Genomic DNA, 20,139 nt, shown 5'->3' with positions numbered 1-20,139 from the left:
CGAGACGGACGACGGAACGATGCTTCGGACCGTCAGGCTCCGCGATGAACCCGACGAGTCTCTACCGGACTACCGGATCAGGGCGCGTACAGGAGTCGGAAGCCGCCAAACCGCGCTCATCACCCGGCTGAGTTGCGCGCATCACCCGGACGCGCTGGCGAACCGGTCGCGACTCATCGCACGGTAGCGACTCGGCGTCATTCCGACGCTACGGCGGAACTGCCGGGCCGCGAAGTCAGGATCGCCCCATCCCACCTCATGGGCGATCACCGCGATCGGCGTGTCCGTGGTGCGCAGAAGACCAGCCATCCGCTCCGTGCGCAGCATCGTCAGATAGGCGATCGGCGACTTCCCATACGCCTCTACGAACACACGGCCGACCTGGGACTTGGAAAGATGCACCTCGTTCGCAAGGTCCGTGACCGACCAACGACGTTCCGGGTCAGCACGCAGTAGCTCTGCCGCCTTACGCGCTTCCCTTCGCAGCGGCGCGAACCGGCGATGACGAGGTGAGGTCGGCCAACTGGTCGCACGCTGCGTCGGAGAGGTGCGTACAGGCGACGTGTTGATGAACGGCGCGACGACATGGGCGATCGAGAACCAGAGTGCTTGCATCCGATGGAAGTTCGCCACGGGCTGGTCTTGGATACTCAACGCGACCAACTCGTCGAGCCAAGGCATCGTCATGCCGGCACGCTGCTCCCCGAGACGTAGTATCTGCGCTGGCTCGGTGTAGATGGTCGCCGCGAAGTCCTGTGCATCAAGCCGATCGTGCAGGAAACCGACGTATTGCCAGAACACCTGGTCAATCACATAGTCGGTGTCGGCATAGACGACGGTCACTGTGACGTGATCCTCCGGCTCAATTCCGCAGAGCACGTTTGCCGCGAGCAGGACCGCGTCACCGATCCGCACCGGCTTCTCGCCGAACTCACTCAGGAGAATGGCCGAACCGTCGCGGACGAAGATGAGCCTGATCCAATCGAAAGCGGCAGGGGCAACAGGCCGATGCATCGTCATCGCGAGCGCCCGGATCGGACCGAACTCAGCCGCCCCACTCCCGGCGCTGTAGGACGAGCCCGCCATGGCGAGTCACCTCAGGACTCCACGCAGCCTGCCCCGAGGAGCGCCTTGACCTCGGAGTACAGATCAGCCGTGACGTTGACCGGATGAGGCGGGAGCGAGAAGAGCATCGAGCTCTGCGGCTTGAGTAGCCTGATTCGAGCCTCGGTGCTGCCCCTGTGACGGTCCAGGATGTCGCGAAGCTCTTTGATGACTGGCTCAGTTGCAGTCGTTTCCTGCATGACGATCACGAATGGCTTGTTCGCCATGTAATCGGCAGACTCGATTTCCTCGGCGCCGTCCGCGTGGATCGTCACACCATCGTCGCGGACACTCACTCGGCCGCTGATACGCATGACGGAATCGGCTTGAAGCGACGTTGAATACGCCTGATACGTCTTTCCTGTGAACATCACGGCGACTTCTCCACCAAGGTCCTCCACGCGGACGATGGCGTAGGGATTGCCGGATACCTTGGCTACGCGATGCTGGACGCTCGTAATCAGCCCGGCGAGGTTCACTGACTTTCCGTCTCGCGGGGTGGCATCACCGATCAGGCTCGCGATCTGCGTGTCGGCGCGCTGGGTAAGAACCTGTTCCAGTCCCCGCAAGGGGTGATCGGAGACGTAGAGGCCGAGCATCTCCCGTTCGAGCGCCAGCTTGTCCTTCCTATCGTACTCGGGCAGTTCCGGGATCTCCGTGTCGAACGAGCCCTCCGCGTCGTCGCCGAGTCCGGCGAACAGGTCGAACTGCCCTCGGGCCTCCTGGCGTTTCAGCCCGGCGGCTGCTTCAACAGCTTCCTGGTGAATCGTGACTAGTGCGCGACGAGTGTGGGTGAAGGAGTCGAACGCGCCGGCTTTGGCTAGAGACTCGATCGTGCGCTTGTTCGCCACTTCCAGCGGCACCTTGCGCAGAAAGTCGTGGAAGCTCTCGAACCGGCCGCGTTCGTCGCGCGCCCTCGTGATCTGGTCGACCACGTTGGCGCCGACGTTGCGGATAGCTTCGAGGCCGAATCGAATGTCGTCGCCCGCAGCGGCAAAGTAGCGGCCTGACTCGTTCACGTCGGGGGGCAGGACCTTAATCCCCATCCGGCGGGTCTCGTTCAGGTACAACGCCATCTTGTCTTTCGACTCTCCGACGCTCGTCAGCAGAGCGGCCATGTACTCCGCCGGGTAGTGCGCTTTGAGATAGGCGGTCCAGTAGCTCAGCAGTCCGTAAGCGGCGGAATGAGCCTTGTTGAATGCGTAGTCGGAGAAGGGCAGCAGGATGTCCCACAACGTCTGCACCGCGTCCTGGCCGTAGCCGTTGGCCTTCATCCCGGCGGAGAACGCCTCGAACTGCTTGTCGAGCTCGGCCTTCTTCTTCTTGCCCATCGCGCGCCGCAGCAAGTCTGCTTGCCCGAGAGAGAAGCCAGCGAGCACCTGAGCGATCGTCATGACCTGCTCCTGGTAGACGATCAAGCCGTAGGTCTTGCCAAGCACGTCCGATAGCGGCTCGGCCAGTTCGGGGTGGATCGGGGTGATTTCCTGTTGCCCGGTCTTGCGGAGCGCGTAGTTGATGTGGGAATTGGCGCCCATCGGGCCGGGCCGGTAGAGCGCGCCGACCGCGGTGATGTCCTCGAAGTGATCCGGTTGGGCGAGTCTCAGCAGGGAACGCATGGCATCGCCGTCGAACTGGATGACGCCCAATGTGTCGCCGCGCCGGAACAGCTCGAACACCGCAGGATCGTCAAGCGGGAGGTCGTCGAGCTCGATGTCCTCGCCTCGGTTGCTACGCACGTTGTCCACGGCATCGCTGAGGATCGTGAGGTTGCGAAGCCCCAGGAAGTCCATCTTGATGAGCCCCAGCGACTCGCAGGCGGGGTAGTCGAACTGGGTGACGATCTGGCCGTCTTGTTCCCGCTTCATGAGCGGTATCACGTCCAGCAGCGGGGCGCTGGACATGATGACACCGGCGGCGTGGACACCCCACTGTCGCTTCAACCCTTCCAGGCCGACCGCTGTGTCGTAGACGGACTTTGCCTCTGCGTCAGTCTCGATCAGGGTGCGGATTTCGGCTGCTTCAATGTGGCGGGGATGAGTCGGGTCGAAGATGCCCGCGAGGGGGATGTCCTTTCCCGAGACAGTTGGGGGCATAGCTTTGGTCAACTTCTCGCCCGTGCTGAACGGGAACCCCAGGACGCGGGAGCTGTCTTTCAGGGCTTGCTTTGACTTGATGGTGCCGTAGGTGACGATCTGAGCCACTCGGTCGTCGCCGTACTTGTCGGTGACGTAGCGGATGACCTCACCTCGACGGCGATCATCGAAGTCCACATCGAAGTCGGGCATGGACACGCGATCGGGATTCAAGAACCGCTCGAAGATCAGGTCGTGGACGAGGGGGTCGAGGCCGGTGATCTTCAAGGCATAGGCGACCATCGAGCCCGCGCCGGAGCCGCGTCCTGGTCCGACACGGATGCCGTGATCCTTGGCCCAGTTGATGAAGTCAGCGACGACGAGGAAGTAGCCGGCGAATCCCATCTGCAGGATGATGCGTGTCTCGTAGTCCGCTCGTTCACGGACCTCGGTGCTCACTCCTTCCGGGTACCGCTCGGCCAGTCCCCGGTCGATCTCCTTGACCAGCCAGCTTTCCTCGGTCTCTCCATCGGGAACCGGGAATCGTGGCATGTAGTTCGCCTTGGTGTCGAACTCGACATTGCACCGCTCAGCGATGAGCAGGGTATTGTCGCAGGATTCCGGATAGTCGCGGAACAGATCGCGCATCTGCGCGGCGGATTTCAGATAGAACTCGTCCGCGTCGAACTTGAATCGCTTCGGATCGTCCAGGGTGCTGCCGGACTGAACACAGAGCAATGCGGCATGGCTGGTGGCATCCCCAGCGTTGACGTAGTGCAGATCGTTCGTCGCCACCAGCGGTAGTGAGAGTTCCTTCGAGAGTCGGATCAGATCGGTCATCACGCGACGCTCGATACCGAGACCGTGATCCATGACCTCGCAGAAGTAGTTGTCCGTCCCGAAGATGTCCCGGAAGTCGGATGCCGCCTGACGGGCTTCCTCGTACTGCCCCAGGCGAAGTCGGGTCTGTACCTCCCCGCTGGGGCATCCAGTCGTCGCGATCAGCCCCGCCCCGTACTGGCTCAGCAGCTCGCGATCCATCCGAGGCTTGAAGTAGTAGCCCTCGATCGACGCGAGCGACGAGAGCCGGAACAGGTTGTGCATTCCGGGCGTGGTCTCCGCCAGCAGCGTCATGTGCGTGTAGGCGCCGCTGCCTGACACATCGTCGCCAGAGTCCGTGCCGTTTCCCCAGCGGACACGCGTGCGATCCTGACGGGCAGTCCCCGGAGTTAGATACGCTTCGGTGCCGATAATCGGTTTGATGCCCGCGTCCGTGGCCGCACGCCAGAACTCGAAGGCACCAAAGACGTTGCCATGATCGGTCATCGCGATGGCAGGCATATCCTGCTCGATCGCCGCGGCAATCAGAGGGCTCAGTCGGGCTGCACCGTCGAGCATCGAATACTCACTGTGAACGTGCAGGTGGACGAACGATCCAGGCGATGTCATCGGCACCGTCCTTGCTCCGCCCAGGCGGTGACCACATGCATCTCGAACTCCGATCCACAACAAGACGTTGACTCTTTCGATCGAACCAAGCCATCCCATCGCGTGACAAACAACTAGATCGTCGGCGAGCCACAACCTTTCGTTGTGGTGGTAGGCTGATCCCGTGGATGTAGAGGGAGTGCGGACGTTCGTCGCGGCCGCCGATCTAGGGCAGTTTCAGGAGGCCGCAGCCGACCTTGGAGTGACCCAGCAGGCGGTGTCCAAGCGCATCGCCGCGTTGGAACGAGAGCTCGGCGTCACACTGTTCACCCGAACTCCGCGCGGCACGCAGCTCACCGTTGACGGCCAAGCGTTCCTGCCTCATGCCCGCGATCTGCTGAGGATCGCGGTTCGAGCAGCAGAGTCGGTGCAGCCTGAGAAGCGGGCATTGCGGGTCGACGTCATTCATCGCCGCATTGCTCCGGCGGTCGTTCTTCAAGACTTCTACAACGGTCACCCCGATGTGGGGCTTGATGTCGTGACGCTGGCGAATGGAAACATCGAGACAGCAATCAAAGCGATCTGCGATGGCGTGATCGACGCATCCTTTCGTGCACTGACATCCCCCTGGAATCGCCTTCCGAAAGGCATCGTGGCAACTCCGGCAGTCAACTCATCACTTGAGTTGCTAGTCGGGCCTCATCACCCGCTGGCGAACAGGAAGCACTTATCCCCGAAACAGCTCGCCGGACACCGGATATGGATTCCCGGAATCGTGGACGGCACCGAATGGGCTGCCTACTACGAGGACTTCGCCGGCGCCTTCGACCTCACGATCGACGCGCTCGGCCCTCACTTCGGCGATGAAGCACTCATGGATCAACTCGCCGAATCCGCAGACCTTGCGACATTCGTTGGCGATCGAGACCGCTATCTCTGGCCGGCGCAATACGACCTTCGCCGCATCCCGTTGCGATCCCCGACGCCGATGTACCCCTACTCGCTGCTGTGGCTCAAATCGAACCCGCATCCGGGCCTCGCCGCCCTGCGGTCCTACTTGGATGCGACAGTCCAGCGCGAGGCGGATAGTCGGGACGTTTGGCTGCCCAGGGGAACAAAGACCTGAGCTCCTAAGCACCCAGGACTCGCGCAATCCAGTTGTTTCTCGTAGCAACCGCTTGTGACGAGACCCGCGAATCGGGCGCGAACACGTCGAACCCGTGGAAGCCTCCCGCCCATACGTGCAACTCCGCCTGACCACCCGCGCTCCAAATGGATGTCGCGTAGGCGACATCCTCGTCACGGAACACCTCGGCGCTGCCGCAATCGATGTACGTCGGAGGAAGCCCGGCCACGTCCGCGGCTCTGGCGGGCGCGGCATAGATGGACACGTTCTCGGAGCCTCGGCGCTCGCCAAGCAGTGCAGTCCAGCCAGTGGCATTGCTTCCTCGGCTCCACGTCCCAGCCCCATCGAACTGGACCGTCGAAACAGTGCTGTCTCGATCGTCAAGCATCGGGCACATCAATAGTTGAGCGCACAGCGCCGGGCCCTGCCTGTCCCGAGCAAGGAGCGCGGTCCCCGCTGCGAGTCCTCCGCCGGCGCTTGCCCCTGCGACCATGAGGCGTCCTGGGTCGATGCCAAGTTCCTCAGAGTGGTCGGCCGTCCAGACGAGGCCGGCATAGCAGTCCTCGACGGGTATCGGGTCTGGATACTCGGGCGCAAGCCGATACTCGACCGTGACGATCACCGCGTTGAGGCGTTGCGTCCACTCGGCCAGACCCAGCACGCCGTTCCATCGGTCGCCCATGACCATGCCGCCTCCATGGATGTAATAGATGCATGGGCCGGCGCCGGTACGTTCCGGGCGCTGGATCACGCTAAGCACAATCTCGGTTCCGTCGTAGCTCGTCACCGCTACATCGCGCGCGACGAGGCCCCTGTCTTCGACGGCGCTCCGAGATGAACCAGGCATTGCAACTTGCCGTAGCTCGGGAATCATGTCGGCTGTCAAGGTCGCGGGAGCTGAACTCGTGATCGCCTCAACAACGGCTTCCAGCTCGGGATCGAAGGGTGGCCGTGCGTTGTTCATCAGAACTCCTTTGTCCGGATAGCCTCGGCCTCGGTGCTCCGAGCACGGTTCCCGAACCCCTTCCACGGCGCGGCCAAGCCCACAACTAATCGTTGTCTACTGATCTCATCAGCACTGCTGTTCCACGGTCAAACAACCATTTCGTCAGGCTCCTACAACTACTGGTTGTGCTTGCGCTTCCTGATGTCGCCGCCCTGAGCGTCGAGGTAGGCGGGTCTCGTCGCTGCGTGGATCGCCTGGGTCGCCTGTAGCGGCAACACTCCATTGCCGAGCGCCGTGATCTGCTGGTTCTGAGTGAGCTGGTGTGCCGGGTCGGTGACCCACCGAGCGGGCAGGCCCATGAGCCACTCCACGAACTCCGGTGCCGGTCTTGGCCCCTTGGCGTCGTTCAGGAGCGCGGGAGCCGGTGCAGGTCGTCCGGTGATGTGCTCCCATTGGGCGATGGCGTCGGCGTATCGTCCGCAGCGGCGAAGATGTCCTCGATCAGCGACCACAGCATCTCCGGTTCGCTGCTCCTGTTCCGCAAGCCAGTGGGTCCGTTCAGTGCCAGGTCGATGATCTGGTGGGACAGTGCGATTGTCCCTCGTCTCGCTCGTACCTGTTCCAGCGATTCCCCGCCGCGGGCCGAGTCGGTGGCAAGCGGGGTCCTGAACAGCGCCTTGGCGGTGAGCGAGGATGAAGATGCGAAGTCTGGGGTGAGGAGCGCCGACAAGGGATGCTGGTAGGCCGATCCATTGTGCGTCGTACCGCAGGTCGGCCAGATCGCCGAGTACGGCGCCGGCTGCCCGGAGAGGTCGAGCTGCGATGTCTCCCAGACCCCACGGGTCGGGTTCCATACTGCGAAGGGTTGCATCGCCGGGGGTTGCATGGTCGGGGTTGCGTTGCGCATCGTCTTCTCCTTCCAGGGGTGCGCGGACAGCCGGTGAGGACAGCAGGCCGCGGACGTTCTCGATGACCACGAGACGGGGTTGTAGCGCCTCGATCGCTTCGGCCATGTGCGACCAAAGCCCGGAGCGAGTGCCGGGGCGAGGCCGGCCCGCTTGCCAACCGTGGAAACGTCCTGACAGGGGAATCCGCCGCAGAGCACATCGACCGGGGGCACGTCGTTCCAGTCGATGGTGGTGATGTCGCCCAGGTTGGGAGCGTCGGGCCAGTGATGGGCGAAGATGCGAGCGACGCGCTGGTTGTTCTCGGAGAACCAAACGGTCTCGGCGTCGAGGGCGTATTCGACGGCGAGGTCGAGCCCGCCGTAGCCGCTGAACAGCGAGCCGACGCTGAGCGGGCGACCGCGGTTGTTGAGGTCGAGCATGAGGACTCCGGCGCTGACGGGCGATCCCCGGTCGGATTCCTCACAGGCACTCGCCGCCGGGCTGGTCAGCGACCAGGTGCTCGGCCACCCGATCCACCGCCAGCGCGTCTGCTGTCTGCTTCGCGCATTCCCAGGCGCACCGCCTCTATCGCGTCGTCCGACCACCCGCGCCGTGCGAACCAACAGCTCGCGCACTCCGCAGCTCTCGGAGCCATCACACGTCTTTCAGACGAGGCGCAAGGGTCCCGAGTCGCATCAGATGCGACCGGGCTCGCGGGCTCACCTGCCCTCCGTACAGCAGCGGAAGGAGCGGGCCAGGTGACGGTTTCGATGCGCGTGATGAGCGCAGGCGATGGCTACAAGTACCTGTTGAAATCCGTAGCCGCAGGCGACGGCGACCGGAGCCTGAGCACGCCGCTGACCCGCTACTACGCCGAGGCAGGAACACCGCCGGGCTTCTGGATGGGCTCGGGCCTGGGCCGGCTCGGGCACGGCGAGCTGGTCGAGGGAGCGCAGGTCTCAGAAGCCCAGCTCGCGCTGTTGATCGGGATGGGCCATGACCCGATCACCGGCGATCCGCTGGGCCGCGCCTACCAACGGTTCGCCTCGATCACGGAACGGATCAAGCAGCGCGTCGACGCCCTCGAGCCCGAGCTGGGGCCGTCCGCTCGAGCGCAGGAAGTGGTCGCGATCGAGGCGGAGGAAGCCGAGCGCGGCACCCGTCGCGCGGTCGCGGGCTATGACTTCACGTTCTCCGTGCCGAAGTCGGTCTCCACGATCTGGGCCGTCGCGGACGCCGGCACGCAAGCCCTGATCGCGGAGGCGCATCATGCGGCGGTTGCAGAGCTGGTTGCGTTCCTCGAACGCGAGGTTGCAGCAACCCGCGTCGGTGCAACCGGTCCGGACGGCGCGGTTGCGCACGTCGATGTCGCCGGCGTCGTGGCGGCGGCGTTCGATCACTACGACAGCCGTGCCAGCGACCCGCAGTTGCACACGCACGTCGTCATCAGCAACAAGGTTCTGACCGTGCAGGACGGCCGCTGGCGGACCCTTGCCGGCCGGCCGATGCACGCGGTGGTCGTCGCCGTCTCCGAGCTCTACAACGCCGCCCTGGCCGACCAGCTCACTCGCGTTCTCGGCGTGGAGTGGGAGGCGCGCGAGCGCGGCAAGGATCGGAACCCGGCATGGGAAATCGACGGCGTGCCCGACGAGCTGGTGACCGAGTTCTCCACCCGCTCCCGGCACATCGAGGCCGAGAAGGACCGCCTCATCGCCGAGTACGTCGTCAAGCACGGCCGGCAGCCCTCCGCCCGAACGGTGCTGAAACTCCGGGCACAGGCCACGCTCGCCACGAGGCCGGAGAAGCAGGTCCGGTCGCTGGCCGACCTCACCCGCGAGTGGCGCCAGCGCGCCAGCCGAGTACTGCGACGTGACGCGAACGACTGGGCGCGCACGCTCACCGCATCCACCCCGCAGGCGCCGCGGGGGGTGCTGCGCGCCGACGATGTGCCGCTGGATGTGGTGCGCGAGGTCGGGCAGACCGTGATGGAGACGGTTGGTGAGAAGCGTTCGACCTGGGCCCGCTGGAACCTGCACGCCGAAGCATCCCGGCAGTTGATGGGCTGGCGGTTCGCCAGCATCCAGGACCGGGAGGCGATCACCGGGCTCGTGGTCGATGCCGCCGAGCACGCTTCGCTGCGGCTGACGCCACCGGAGCTGGCGTCCAGCCCGTTGCAGTTCCGCCGCGTGGACGGCACCTCCCAGTTCCGCCCACACGCCTCGACCCTGTTCTCATCCGAAGTCCTGCTGTCCGCCGAAGACCGACTCCTGGCCCGCGCCGCGGCCACGACGGGACCGACCGTGCCGTTGGAGACGGTCGAGAGGATCGCCCGCAAGCCCGACGCACGCGGCCGGGTGCTCGGCGAGGATCAGGCCGCGGCCCTCGCCGCGATCGCGGTCTCCGGCCGGGTCGTGGACGTGCTGGTCGGTCCGGCCGGGGCTGGGAAGACGACGGCGATGAACGGGCTCCGGCGGGCGTGGGAGAAGGAGCACGGCACCGGGTCGGTGATCGGGCTCGCCCCCTCGGCGGTCGCCGCGCAGGTCCTCGCCGATGACCTCGGCATCGCCACGGAGAACACGGCGAAGTGGTGGCAGAACCACATCATGTACGGGGCCACGTTCACGGCCGGGCAGCTCGTCATCATCGACGAAGCCTCGCTGGCCGGCACGATGTCGTTGGATCGGCTCACCCGTGAAGCTGAGAAGGCAGGCGCGAAAGTCCTCCTGGTCGGCGATTGGGGCCAGCTCCAATCACCGGGCGCCGGCGGCAGTTTCGCCATGCTCGTGCACGCCCGCGACGACGCTCCCGAGCTGACCGATCTGCACCGCTTCACCAACGAGTGGGAGAAGAACACCTCGCTCCAGCTCCGCCACGGCCGCGCCGAGGCGATCGACACCCTGATCGAGCACGGCCGGATCACCGGGGGCGATGAGGAAGCGATGATCGACGCCGCCTACACCGCATGGCGGGGCGATCTTGCCGCCGGGCGCGCGTCGATCCTGGTCACCGAGACCCAGGCGACCGTCACCGAGCTGAACGCCAGAGCGCGGGCGGATCGGATCATTGACGGCACCGTGAACCCCACCCGCGAACTTGCCCTGCGCGACGGCACCGCGGTCTCCGAGGGTGATCTGGTCATCACCCGTGAGAACGACAGGCGGCTTCGCAACGGCCGAACGTGGGTCCGTAACGGCTCCCGGTGGATCGTCACCGGGGTTCGGGAGGACGGGTCGGTGAGCATCCGCCCGGCCGGGCGCAGGTTCGGCGGCGGGATCGTCCTGCCGGCCGACTATGTGGCGGAGCACCTGGAACTCGGCTACGCGGTCACCGCGCACCGTGCCCAGGGCGTGACCACCGACACCGCGCACGCGGTCGTGACCGCCACCACGACGCGGGAGAACTTCTACGTCTCCATGACCCGCGGCGCCCACAGCAATCACGCCTACGTCGCCGTCGACCGAGAGGACGCCGAACACGCGGTGCCGCATCCCGGCGACAACCCGAACGTCACCGCCCGCTCGATCCTCTACGGCGTCCTGCAGCACATCGGCGCCGAGCTGTCCGTGCACGAGACGATCACCGCCGAGCAAGACCGCTGGGGCTCGATCGCCCAGCTCGCGGCCGAGTACGACACCATCGCGCAAGCCGCCCAGCACGACCGCTGGGCCACCGTCCTGCAAGCCTCCGGGCTCACCGGCGAGCAGATCGAAGACGTGCTCGCCTCCGACGCCTACGGCGCGCTGTCGGCCGAGCTACGTCACGCCGAAGCCAACCACCACGACCTCGACGCGCTGCTCCCGCGTCTGGTCGCCGCGCGGAGCCTGGAGGATGCCGATGACATCGCCTCCGTCCTCCACGCCCGCGTCGCGCGCGCCACCGCTCGGCCCGCCGGATCAGGCCGCACCCGCAAACCCCCGAGACTGATCGCCGGGCTCATCCCGCACGCCGGCGGGCAGATGGCCGAGGACATGCGGCAAGCACTGGACGAGCGCCGCGAGCTGATCGAGGCCCGCGCCGACGCCGTGCTCCGTGGCGCTCTCACCGATGAGGAACCGTGGACGGCCGACCTCGGCACGGCACCGAGAGGCGAGAAGCAGAAGGCGGCATGGTGGCGCGCCGCCCACACCATCGCCGCCTACCGCGACCGCTACAGCATCACCGACGACCGAACCCCACTCGGGGCGCCGCCGGAGAGCACCAGCCAGAAGATCGACGCCATCCGCGCCCACGCCGCCCTCAACCGCGCCCACGCCATCACCAACGACGAGCAGCCGGCGCAGCAGGTACGACGGACCGCGGCGGCTCGGCCCGCTCGGAGCCTATGACGAGCGGAGTTGCACGGACCGAGCCACAACATGCCGTGAGTGTCGGTGCTCGCAGATACGGTCGAGACATGAGCGACACGGACAAAGTGAGCCCCTACGGCTCGGCGCGCGATCTTCCGTCCGTCAAGGAGATGGAGCAGCAGATCGCGGCGTTCAAGCTGCTTGGCTTGCTGCTGCCGAAGGCACAACGGAAGCAGCTCAAGGACTTGCAGAGCGAGCACGGGCGCATCATTGGGATTGTTGACACCTTCTACGGCCTTCTTGGTGAACGAAACTGGGTGTTTACCGGTGACTTCAATCTGCCTGCTATCGAGCACGTCGTCTGCGCCGAGGATGCGTCGATCGCTGAGGCGCGGCTCGTCGAGTACTACAAGTCAGCCGATCGGATCGCGTTCCCGCTCCGTCGCCTCCATCGCTTCGACGCGATGCGTCCGCGCATCCCGCTACTGAAGAAGGCGCTGATCGACTACGAGGCAGGCCGGTACTACAGCACAGTCCTTGTGTTGCTGTCAGTGATGGACGGCTTCGTCAACGACCTCGACACGGCGTCACGGCAAGGACTGCATGCCCGTCCCGTAGAAGACATGGTGGCGTGGGACAGCGTGGCCGGACACCATCTTGGCCTGAGCCATGCGCACCAGTCGTTCGTCAAGGGCTTCTACAAGACCGATACGACCGAAGTAACCGAGCTATACCGCAACGGCATCATGCACGGCACCCTGGTCAACTTCGATAACGAGGTCGTCGCCGCCAAAGCGTGGAATCGGCTCTTCGCGGTAAGCGACTGGGCAGACGCCCGGGAACGTCAGGCAAAGCCTGTCGAACCGACGCCAACGCTGCGCGCGTCCTTGACCCGCTGGAAGACGGTCCAAGACCAGAAGGCCAAACTCGAAGAATGGCACCCTCATCAGTACGAACCAGGCGCATCCACCGACAATCCGTCCGAGGTCGCTACGACGTGCGCGGACTTCTTACTGAGGTGGCAGAAGAAGCAATGGGCTCCCGCAGGCGCCCACTTCATGGAGCTCGGCAGCTCGCGATCTTCCGTCGGCAAGCTCGCCGTCGAGGCCAAGGACCTCTACCAGACACTAGACCTCACGGCATGGACGATCCTCGGCATCCGGCACGTTGCGGCCGCCGTCGCACACGTCGATGTAGAACTCCTCGTGAATGGCGTCACCTACCGAACCGATCTCCGATGGGTTCGCGTCGATGAAGCAGGAAGTACCGCGACAGAGTGGGAACCGGGCCGCTGGATGCTCTCGATGTACGGGCCATCCCATTTCCTGAAGCCCGAAACAGTAGTGACACGCTCAGACAGTGAGCTGGTACCCCGCACTGAGGCGGTCTCGACATCGACCGACGACATCGAAGCCGTCTAGTACACGCTGGTTGCGGTGTCGATCGAAGATGATCAGAGCGAGCGGCCCGGTCTTCCCCGCTGAGGGCGGCGGTCGAACTGCTGTCGAACCCCCGGCCCCGTCGCCGCTCGACTTGTCACCTCGTCGGCGTCAAGTAGGACAAGTAGCTCGCTGGGCTCCGTGATGAGTTGGGCGAAGCCTTGCCGGATGAGCTGGTTGGGGCCACTACTGGTTGCGCTGGTCACCGGACCGGGCACCGCGCCGACGCCCCGGCCGAGTTCGTGCGCGGCGATGACGGTGGTCATCGACCCGGATCGGGGACCGGCCTCGGGGATCACGGTCGCACCCGAGAGTGCCGCCAGCAGGCGGTTGCGAGCCAGGAACCTGTGTCTGGTCGGCGCGGCGCCCGGCGGCAGCTCGCTCACCAGCAGCCCGACATCTCCGATGCGACCCAGCAGTTCGCTGTGCCCGGCAGGGTAGGGACTGTCCAGCCCGCCGGCCAAGACGGCGATCGTGTGTCCGCTCGCGGCGAGCACGCTCTTGTGCGCGGCACCTTCGATGCCGTAAGCGCCACCGGAGACGACGACCCGTTCCTCATCGGCAAGACCTGTCGCCAGCTCGCCGGCGACGTGCTCGCCGTAGGAGGTCGCGGCGCGTGCGCCTGTGATCGTGGCCCGATCGCTCAGCGGTGTCGTCAGGAACGAGGCCGCGCCGCGTGTCCACAGCAGGTACGGGGCACGCTCGCCCAGGTCGTTCAGCCCGGCGGGCCATTCCTTGTCAGACGGGATGAGCGTGCCGAACCCGCGCCGTTCCGCCTGAGCGATCTGATCCGGCACTGCGGGTGTGACCCGCGCCGCCAGCCGTTCGCGCCACATCAGCACGTCGGCGCGTGCCAGGCCGGGCACTTCGTCGTCGGACTCGATCAGCCTCAGCGTCTCGACCCCGCCGTGACGGTCAAGGACGTACCCGGTGGTCGGGTCGTTCGGTTCGGCGACCATCGACAGCACGACTCGCGCCTGCCGCTCTCCCGGCACCTGCTCCGCCAATGTCGCCATAATCGGTGTCCTCTCGCTCCAAGGTCACCGACGAGGTACACGCTCTTGCGCTCAGCGAGGGGTTCCGTCCGTCACACGTCAGTCGTAGAATTTGGGACGAGGCAGGTTCAGCAAACTACGCGGGTCCTTCGGGACGGCCCCTCGCGGGCACTCGGTTCATAGCCGCCTCCACGACGGAACACCGTCGTGCTATGACGAGGAAAGAGAAACCCCGCGATGATCCGCGCATCCGTGGCACTCAGCGCACGAGGCTATGGCGTGCTCCGTTACGCACCCACCAACCTGTTGCTCATCGCGATCCGCACTCGCCGTGGCCTCAAGTGGGGCATCCCCGCGATGCTCCTGACTGTGCCCTACTTCTACGCCGCCGCGATCTGCACCACGATCATCAACGACGACGGTCCCGGCTGGCTCTACCTGCCGGTCCTGCTGTTCGTCTGGAACGCCTTCAAGTTCCTCTGGATCGGACCCGTCAGCCTCGTCCAGCTAGCCCACGCCCTGGCGGACGAGAGGAGGCTGCGGCCGGCACGCCCAAAGCGAGATGGCGAGGGTGCGTCTCAAGGAAAGCCGCAACGCCTGAACTGGGAGGAGTGACTGAAGCCCCAGGTGCGCGTAGACCGGGGCATCGCACCCTCACCTGTCGAGTAGCCGAAGGGAGCGGTCAACGCCTAGACCCGCGTCGGAACACCGCTCGCGAATCCGACCGCCAACGGGACGAACGTGGGAGAATCAACAGGACAGTCAGGCTCAGGTCGCCGATCGGAGCGAGGAACGCGAGGAGGCGGCCGAGCATGTGGACCGACAACGAGACCGACCGCGACTTCCTCAACTTTGAGGGCGTGGCAGACACCATTGCGGAAGTCATCGTCAGCGCTGATGGACGGCCCGTATCGATCGGGGTCTCCGGTGCTTGGGGCGTCGGCAAGTCCTCGATGATCAAGCTGACCAAGACGTCGCTTGCCAAGCATCAGCCCAAGCAGAAGCCGGAAAAGTTCGTCTTCGTGGAGTTCAACGCATGGCTGTATCAGGGCTATGACGACGCCCGCGCAGCGCTCCTTGAGGTCATCGCCCACAAGCTTGAGGCCGAGGCAAAAGCCCGCAGCACGGGGGTCGACAAAGCCAAGGACTTTCTCTCGCGGGTGCGGTGGTTCCGGCTCGCCAAGCTGATCGCATTGCCCACTGCATCGATGGCGCTGGGACTTCCGCCAGTAGGACTCGCAGGCGAGATTTCGGATGCTTTCAAAGACGCGGCCTCCGGAAATCTAAGTGGTGAGGAACTGGAGTCGCTGGGAGAGCAGGCGTCAGCTACGGCTGGCGCTGCCGCGGCCCTGATAAAGCCGAAGGAGGCGGTCTCGCCGCCAAAGGAAATCCAGGCCCTTCGCAACTCTTTCGAGAACGCGGTCAAAGCACTTGATATCACGCTCGTGGTGCTTATCGATGACCTGGATCGGTGTATGCCAGGCACGACGATATCGACCTTGGAAGCTATTCGACTCTTCTTGTTCCTTGATCACACGGCCTTCGTCATCGCCGCTGATGACAACATGATCAAGTACGCCGTCAAGAAGCATTTCGGTGGACTCGAGAATGACGAACTAATCACCAACTACTTCGACAAGCTGGTACAGATACCTATTCGCGTGCCGGCTCTCGGAACGCAAGAGGTTCGCGCCTATCTCATGATGCTGTTCATCGAGAACAGCGACCTTGACCAGACGCAGAAGGACCACCTTCGGACGTCGATCGCCGGTCAACTCCGAGAGTCTTGGAAGGGCAAGCGCGTTGATCGGTCATTCGTGAGTAATTGCGGAGTTGACCTTAAGCCCGCGCTGCTTGCTCGGCTTGAGACTGCGGAGCGGTTGGCGCCGTTGATGACAACTTCCGAGCGGATCGCGGGAAACCCCAGGCTGATCAAGCGGTTCCTCAATGCGCTTTCGATTCGTATGACCATCTCGACTGCACAAGGCGTCGGCGTGGACGAAGCGGTCTTGGCGAAGCTGCTTCTGTTCGAACGCTTGGCGTCGCCAGCGGCGTACGCCGCGTTGACTGCGGCAGTGAACGTCGACCCGGACGGAATGCCTCAGATCTTGACTCCTTGGGAAGACGCGGCCACGAAGGAGGAGGAGTTCGAGCCCGACGAGGCATGGGACGAACCGTTCGTTCGCGAATGGTTGGCGCTTCCGCCAGCCCTCGGCCAGACAGACCTTCGTGGCGCGCTCTACGTAGGACGTGAGCATGCTCCGTTGGTCACCGCATCGGATCGTCTCTCGTCTGCTGCGGCCGACCTGCTTCAAGCACTTGTTGAGGACCCCCAGGAGTCGCACGCCCTCGTTACTCAACTCGCGGCGCTGCCTCGAACCGAGTTGTCAATCTTGATGGATCGCGTTCTTGCGCGCGCTCGACAGGTCCAAGAGTGGGGGGCTCCGCCAATCCTGGATGCCTGCATTGCTCTAGCTGCCGCTGACCCAAACCAAGGACGAAGCCTCGCAGGTTTCCTCATCGAGCGACCCGGCAAACAGATTCAGGCAAGTATCGTGCCAAAGATCGAGTCGGAGCCCTGGGCCGCCGATGTATTCAAGCACTGGACCAGCGCCGTGGATGTCGAGGGTCCAGTAAAGAGGGTCATTGAGGGGAGGGTCAAGAGTGGGAACGTCGCAAAGTAGCACCGGACCAGGTGCCGGAGTCGATCTCGTCCCACCGTGGGCCGACGACGTGCCCGCGGACGACCCATCCAAGGCCGACGCCGACGACACCTCCAACGAGCCCGATCAAGACCGGCCGCAGGAAGCACCACCCGCACGGTTCAGGGACACACGCCGAAGTCTCGGAAGCTATGCCCGAAACGGTGACAGCCGAGACCTGCACCGGGCGCTCGGCCACTATGTAGGAAGCGGCTACGGTGGCACCGCGACCATGACGCGTCGGCTCGGCGGAACGGCCGCGACAGCCGGGCGTCTGGGAACGATGTTCCAGTCTGGCCGAACGCCGGACGGGACATCGCTCCGTGACGCAGCTCTGGCTAATGGGAGCGACGCGAATGCTGTACTCGACGCGATCGTTGACGCCGCTAGTCCCGCGGACGGAACGCAGGACAAAGAAGTATCACGCCTCTCGATCCGCAATGCGCTATCCGATTTACTAGTGCGGTTCCCCGATGCGGACCTGTTTGCGCTGACTGAAGCACAGAGGAACTACGTGATCGAGCGCTATGCAGCCCTCGACGTGTATGCGCGGTTCTGCCTTGACTTGCAGAAGACTGTGCTGGACAAGGCCCCAGATGCAGTCACCGGGATGCGCCGACTGAGATACATCCGCGAGTTTATCTCAGAGCAAGTCTCGGCCTCGTTTCGCAAGATCCGAGACGATAGTGCGGCCCCGACGACCAGGAGCATTGCTCAACTTACCCGTGCGGCGCTCCGCGAGACGCTGGCAGTTTTCGAGGAGTACACCTCATGAAATACCTCAGCGTTCCCAAGTTGACGGCCAGCGATCGAAGCGGGGAGCAAACTCCGATCGTGTTGTTCGGACATGGCGACACCAGCGACGTACTCACGGCGGGGTGGTCTGCTGCGGAGAAGGTTCGCCGACAGAAGCTGATGCCAGATGCCGCAGCCTGGGACTTGCTCGCTATCGCCCTATCAGTTGTTGTCGCCGACGGGGCGACATTGCGAAGCGCGAGCCCAGACGGATGGACCCGGCAGATCGAACTTGAGATCGCGTTGAGTGATCCGGATCGATGGAACCCGCACGCCGACGCAATCGCTACGGCGTTGAAGTTCCTCACCACCGATCTTTGGACAATATCGTTTCGAGACGGCGGAGCAATTCCGACCCCGCCTAAGAAGCCTCGATACCCGACGAGTGACGCTGTTGCGCTCCTATCCGGCGGCCTCGATTCTTTGATTGGTGCGATTGACCTCACTGCGGCAGGGACGACGCTGCTCGCAGTCAGCCAAACGGTGCGTGGAGATGCGGCAAAGCAGGACCGGTTTGCTCAGCGGATTGGCGGCGGTATCGATCACCTTCAACTCAATCACAACGCCAGTACTCCTCGTGGTCAGAAGGAGACCTCACAACGGTCTCGATCTCTGATCTTTCTGGCATTCGCCGTGCTGGCGGCAACCGCTACTCGTCGCTACGCCTATGGCCAGCCGGTACCTCTCTACGTGAGCGAGAACGGATTCATCGCGATCAACCCGCCGTTGACGGCGGCTCGCGTGGGAAGCCTCAGCACTCGAACCGCGCATCCCGAGTTCCTAGGACGGATGCAAAGCATCTTCGATGCGGTAGGGCTCAACGTCCAGATCAAGAACCCCTACGCGGAGAAGACCAAGGGCGAGATGCTTCGCGACTGTCTTGACCAAGACCTGCTCTCGACCGAGGCGCCGCTATCGACAAGCTGTGGTCGATTCCAACGCTTCAACTACAGGCATTGCGGTCGATGCGTCCCATGCCAGATTCGACGTGCCTCGTTCGAGGCGTGGGGATGCCCAGATCCGACTGAGTACGTGTACGACGACTTGGCTATCCAAGACGAAGACCATGCAGCGTTTGACGACGTGCGCTCGGTAGCCGTCGCGCTGCTCACCATCGAACAGGACGGCTTCGACCGTTGGCTCGGACCGACTCTCAGCTCTCCGCTAATCCATAACCGGCTCGAACTTCGAGACATGCTCCAGCGTGGTTTCGGCGAACTGCGGAGAGTCCATGAGAGGTACGGCCTAGTGTGATCGACTTCCACTGCCACCTTGATCTCTACCAATCGCCATCTGCCGTGGCCGACGAAAGCCAGCGCCGCGGTGTCGGTCTGCTCTCGGTCACCACAACGCCTTCCGCGTGGAACGGCACCGCGAGACTCGCTGAGGGACGTCCTGCGATCCGCACTGCGATTGGTTTGCACCCTCAACTCGCAGGGCAGCGGAAGCATGAACTAGCTCTTTTCGACAGCTACTTGGCGAGCACACCCTTCGTTGGTGAAGTGGGCCTAGATGGGTCACCCGAGTGTCGCACCTTCTGGGAAGACCAGTTGGAAGTCTTCGACCACGTGCTTCAAGCATGTAGCACCAGCGACGAGAAGGTCATTTCGATCCACAGCCGTAGAGCGGCTAAAGATGTACTTGACCAGCTTGACCGGTACGCGCAGATCAAGACCCCGGTGCTCCACTGGTTCTCGGGCTCACGCTCACAGATGGAACGTGCGACAGGGCGCGGATGTTGGTTCAGCGTCGGACCCGCGATGCTGGCTGGAACGAAAGGCAGAGACCTGGTTGCGCTCATGCCCAACGACAAGATTGTGCTTGAGACTGATGGACCGTTCGCACAGGTGCGGCGTCAGGGACTGAACCCGTGGGACATCGCTCTAGCTCTCCGCTCGATCGCGGATGTATGGGGCGTGACCGAGCACGAGGCGAAGCAGCGGATCGAACGCAACGAGCGGGCCCTTCTCGCCCCTGTCGCGGACGCACTCGACGTCAATCACTGAGGGCGGTGCCGGAGCATGTCCGCGACGATCGAGCTCCGCACGTTATTGGCTATCACGAACCGCGTTCCATCACCATCAGGGACCAGCGTCGCGGATCAACGACGGCAGGCGCTCAGACCCCTTGACGCGGTCAAGCATGTGGACGATGGAGGCGCCCTCATAGGGGTGGCCAGTGGGCGGCTCAGTGGCTCTTCGAGGCGCGCGACGAGGGGGACCAGAAGGGGACCAGAACCATGCAAACCATGCATCTCGTGACACGCTCTGCATGATCTGCGGCCCGAAATCACGCGGAAATCGGTCTCGCGGGAGCCATCTGGACGCCTGGGGGTCACCTGGAGTCCCGCGGGGTGGTG

General features: G+C 64.1%; 14 protein-coding genes. 8 read left to right on the top strand and 6 right to left on the bottom strand.

Annotated elements, in window-relative coordinates:
• Window positions 1–141: 141 nt before the first annotated feature.
• Complete coding sequence (locus tag B2W79_RS17155; RefSeq protein WP_396654762.1) at window positions 142–1,086, bottom strand: AraC family transcriptional regulator; 945 nt, start codon at window positions 1,084–1,086, stop codon at window positions 142–144.
• A gap of 11 nt (window positions 1,087–1,097) precedes the next feature.
• Complete coding sequence (dnaE, locus tag B2W79_RS17150) at window positions 1,098–4,625, bottom strand: DNA polymerase III subunit alpha (protein WP_292791680.1); 3,528 nt, start codon at window positions 4,623–4,625, stop codon at window positions 1,098–1,100.
• 163 nt (window positions 4,626–4,788) lie between these two features.
• Here dnaE and B2W79_RS17145 point away from each other — a divergent pair, with 163 nt between their 5' ends.
• On the top strand, window positions 4,789–5,730 hold the full coding sequence (locus B2W79_RS17145; RefSeq protein WP_292791677.1) for a LysR family transcriptional regulator: 942 nt from the start codon (window positions 4,789–4,791) through the stop codon (window positions 5,728–5,730).
• 4 nt (window positions 5,731–5,734) lie between these two features.
• Here B2W79_RS17145 and B2W79_RS17140 read toward each other — a convergent pair whose 3' ends face one another.
• The 3 genes from B2W79_RS17140 to B2W79_RS17130 form a co-directional block, all read right to left on the bottom strand.
• The gene (locus B2W79_RS17140; protein ID WP_292791675.1) at window positions 5,735–6,694 is read right to left on the bottom strand and encodes an alpha/beta hydrolase; all 960 of its coding nucleotides are present in this window, start codon (window positions 6,692–6,694) and stop codon (window positions 5,735–5,737) included.
• A 158-nt stretch (window positions 6,695–6,852) separates the two neighbouring features.
• Window positions 6,853–7,035 carry a hypothetical protein gene (locus B2W79_RS17135; protein ID WP_292791672.1) on the bottom strand — a complete coding sequence of 61 codons (183 nt, stop codon included), beginning with the start codon at window positions 7,033–7,035 and terminating at the stop codon, window positions 6,853–6,855.
• Window positions 7,036–7,082: 47 nt separating this feature from the next.
• The gene (locus tag B2W79_RS17130) at window positions 7,083–8,003 is read right to left on the bottom strand and encodes a DNA cytosine methyltransferase (RefSeq protein ID WP_292791669.1); all 921 of its coding nucleotides are present in this window, start codon (window positions 8,001–8,003) and stop codon (window positions 7,083–7,085) included.
• Between the two features lie 339 nt (window positions 8,004–8,342).
• On the opposite strand from B2W79_RS17130, the gene mobF reads away from it, so the two are divergent.
• Together mobF and B2W79_RS17120 are read left to right on the top strand one after the other, a co-directional pair.
• Entirely contained in the window at window positions 8,343–11,888 is a 3,546-nt protein-coding gene (mobF, locus tag B2W79_RS17125; protein ID WP_292791666.1) for a MobF family relaxase, read from the top strand.
• Window positions 11,889–11,956: 68 nt separating this feature from the next.
• Entirely contained in the window at window positions 11,957–13,270 is a 1,314-nt protein-coding gene (locus tag B2W79_RS17120; protein WP_292791663.1) for a hypothetical protein, read from the top strand.
• 32 nt (window positions 13,271–13,302) lie between these two features.
• Here B2W79_RS17120 and dprA read toward each other — a convergent pair whose 3' ends face one another.
• Window positions 13,303–14,304: a DNA-processing protein DprA gene (gene dprA, locus B2W79_RS17115; protein ID WP_292791661.1), complete on the bottom strand. Its 1,002-nt coding sequence runs from the start codon at window positions 14,302–14,304 to the stop codon at window positions 13,303–13,305.
• A 258-nt stretch (window positions 14,305–14,562) separates the two neighbouring features.
• Between dprA and B2W79_RS17110 the strand changes: the two genes are divergently transcribed.
• The 5 genes from B2W79_RS17110 to qatD all read left to right on the top strand — a co-directional run bounded on the left by B2W79_RS17110 (window position 14,563) and on the right by qatD (window position 19,786).
• Complete coding sequence (locus B2W79_RS17110; protein ID WP_313391396.1) at window positions 14,563–14,898, top strand: sulfate permease; 336 nt, start codon at window positions 14,563–14,565, stop codon at window positions 14,896–14,898.
• A gap of 197 nt (window positions 14,899–15,095) precedes the next feature.
• Window positions 15,096–16,967 carry a KAP family P-loop NTPase fold protein gene (locus B2W79_RS17105; RefSeq protein WP_292791655.1) on the top strand — a complete coding sequence of 624 codons (1,872 nt, stop codon included), beginning with the start codon at window positions 15,096–15,098 and terminating at the stop codon, window positions 16,965–16,967.
• 49 nt (window positions 16,968–17,016) lie between these two features.
• Entirely contained in the window at window positions 17,017–17,760 is a 744-nt protein-coding gene (qatB, locus tag B2W79_RS17100; protein ID WP_292791652.1) for a Qat anti-phage system associated protein QatB, read from the top strand.
• On the top strand, window positions 17,757–19,034 hold the full coding sequence (gene qatC, locus B2W79_RS17095) for a Qat anti-phage system QueC-like protein QatC (protein WP_292791650.1): 1,278 nt from the start codon (window positions 17,757–17,759) through the stop codon (window positions 19,032–19,034). Before qatB ends, qatC begins: the two co-directional genes overlap by 4 nt.
• Window positions 19,031–19,786 carry a Qat anti-phage system TatD family nuclease QatD gene (qatD, locus tag B2W79_RS17090; RefSeq protein WP_292791648.1) on the top strand — a complete coding sequence of 252 codons (756 nt, stop codon included), beginning with the start codon at window positions 19,031–19,033 and terminating at the stop codon, window positions 19,784–19,786. The genes qatC and qatD overlap by 4 nt, the downstream gene beginning before the upstream one ends.
• Window positions 19,787–20,139: the final 353 nt, after the last annotated feature.

This window comes from Microbacterium sp. UBA7513 (assembly GCF_002478345.1).
In the GTDB taxonomy this organism is placed as follows: domain Bacteria; phylum Actinomycetota; class Actinomycetes; order Actinomycetales; family Microbacteriaceae; genus Microbacterium.
Note: the sequence above shows the minus strand (reverse complement) of the source record. Positions and strands in the feature narration are given on the sequence as shown.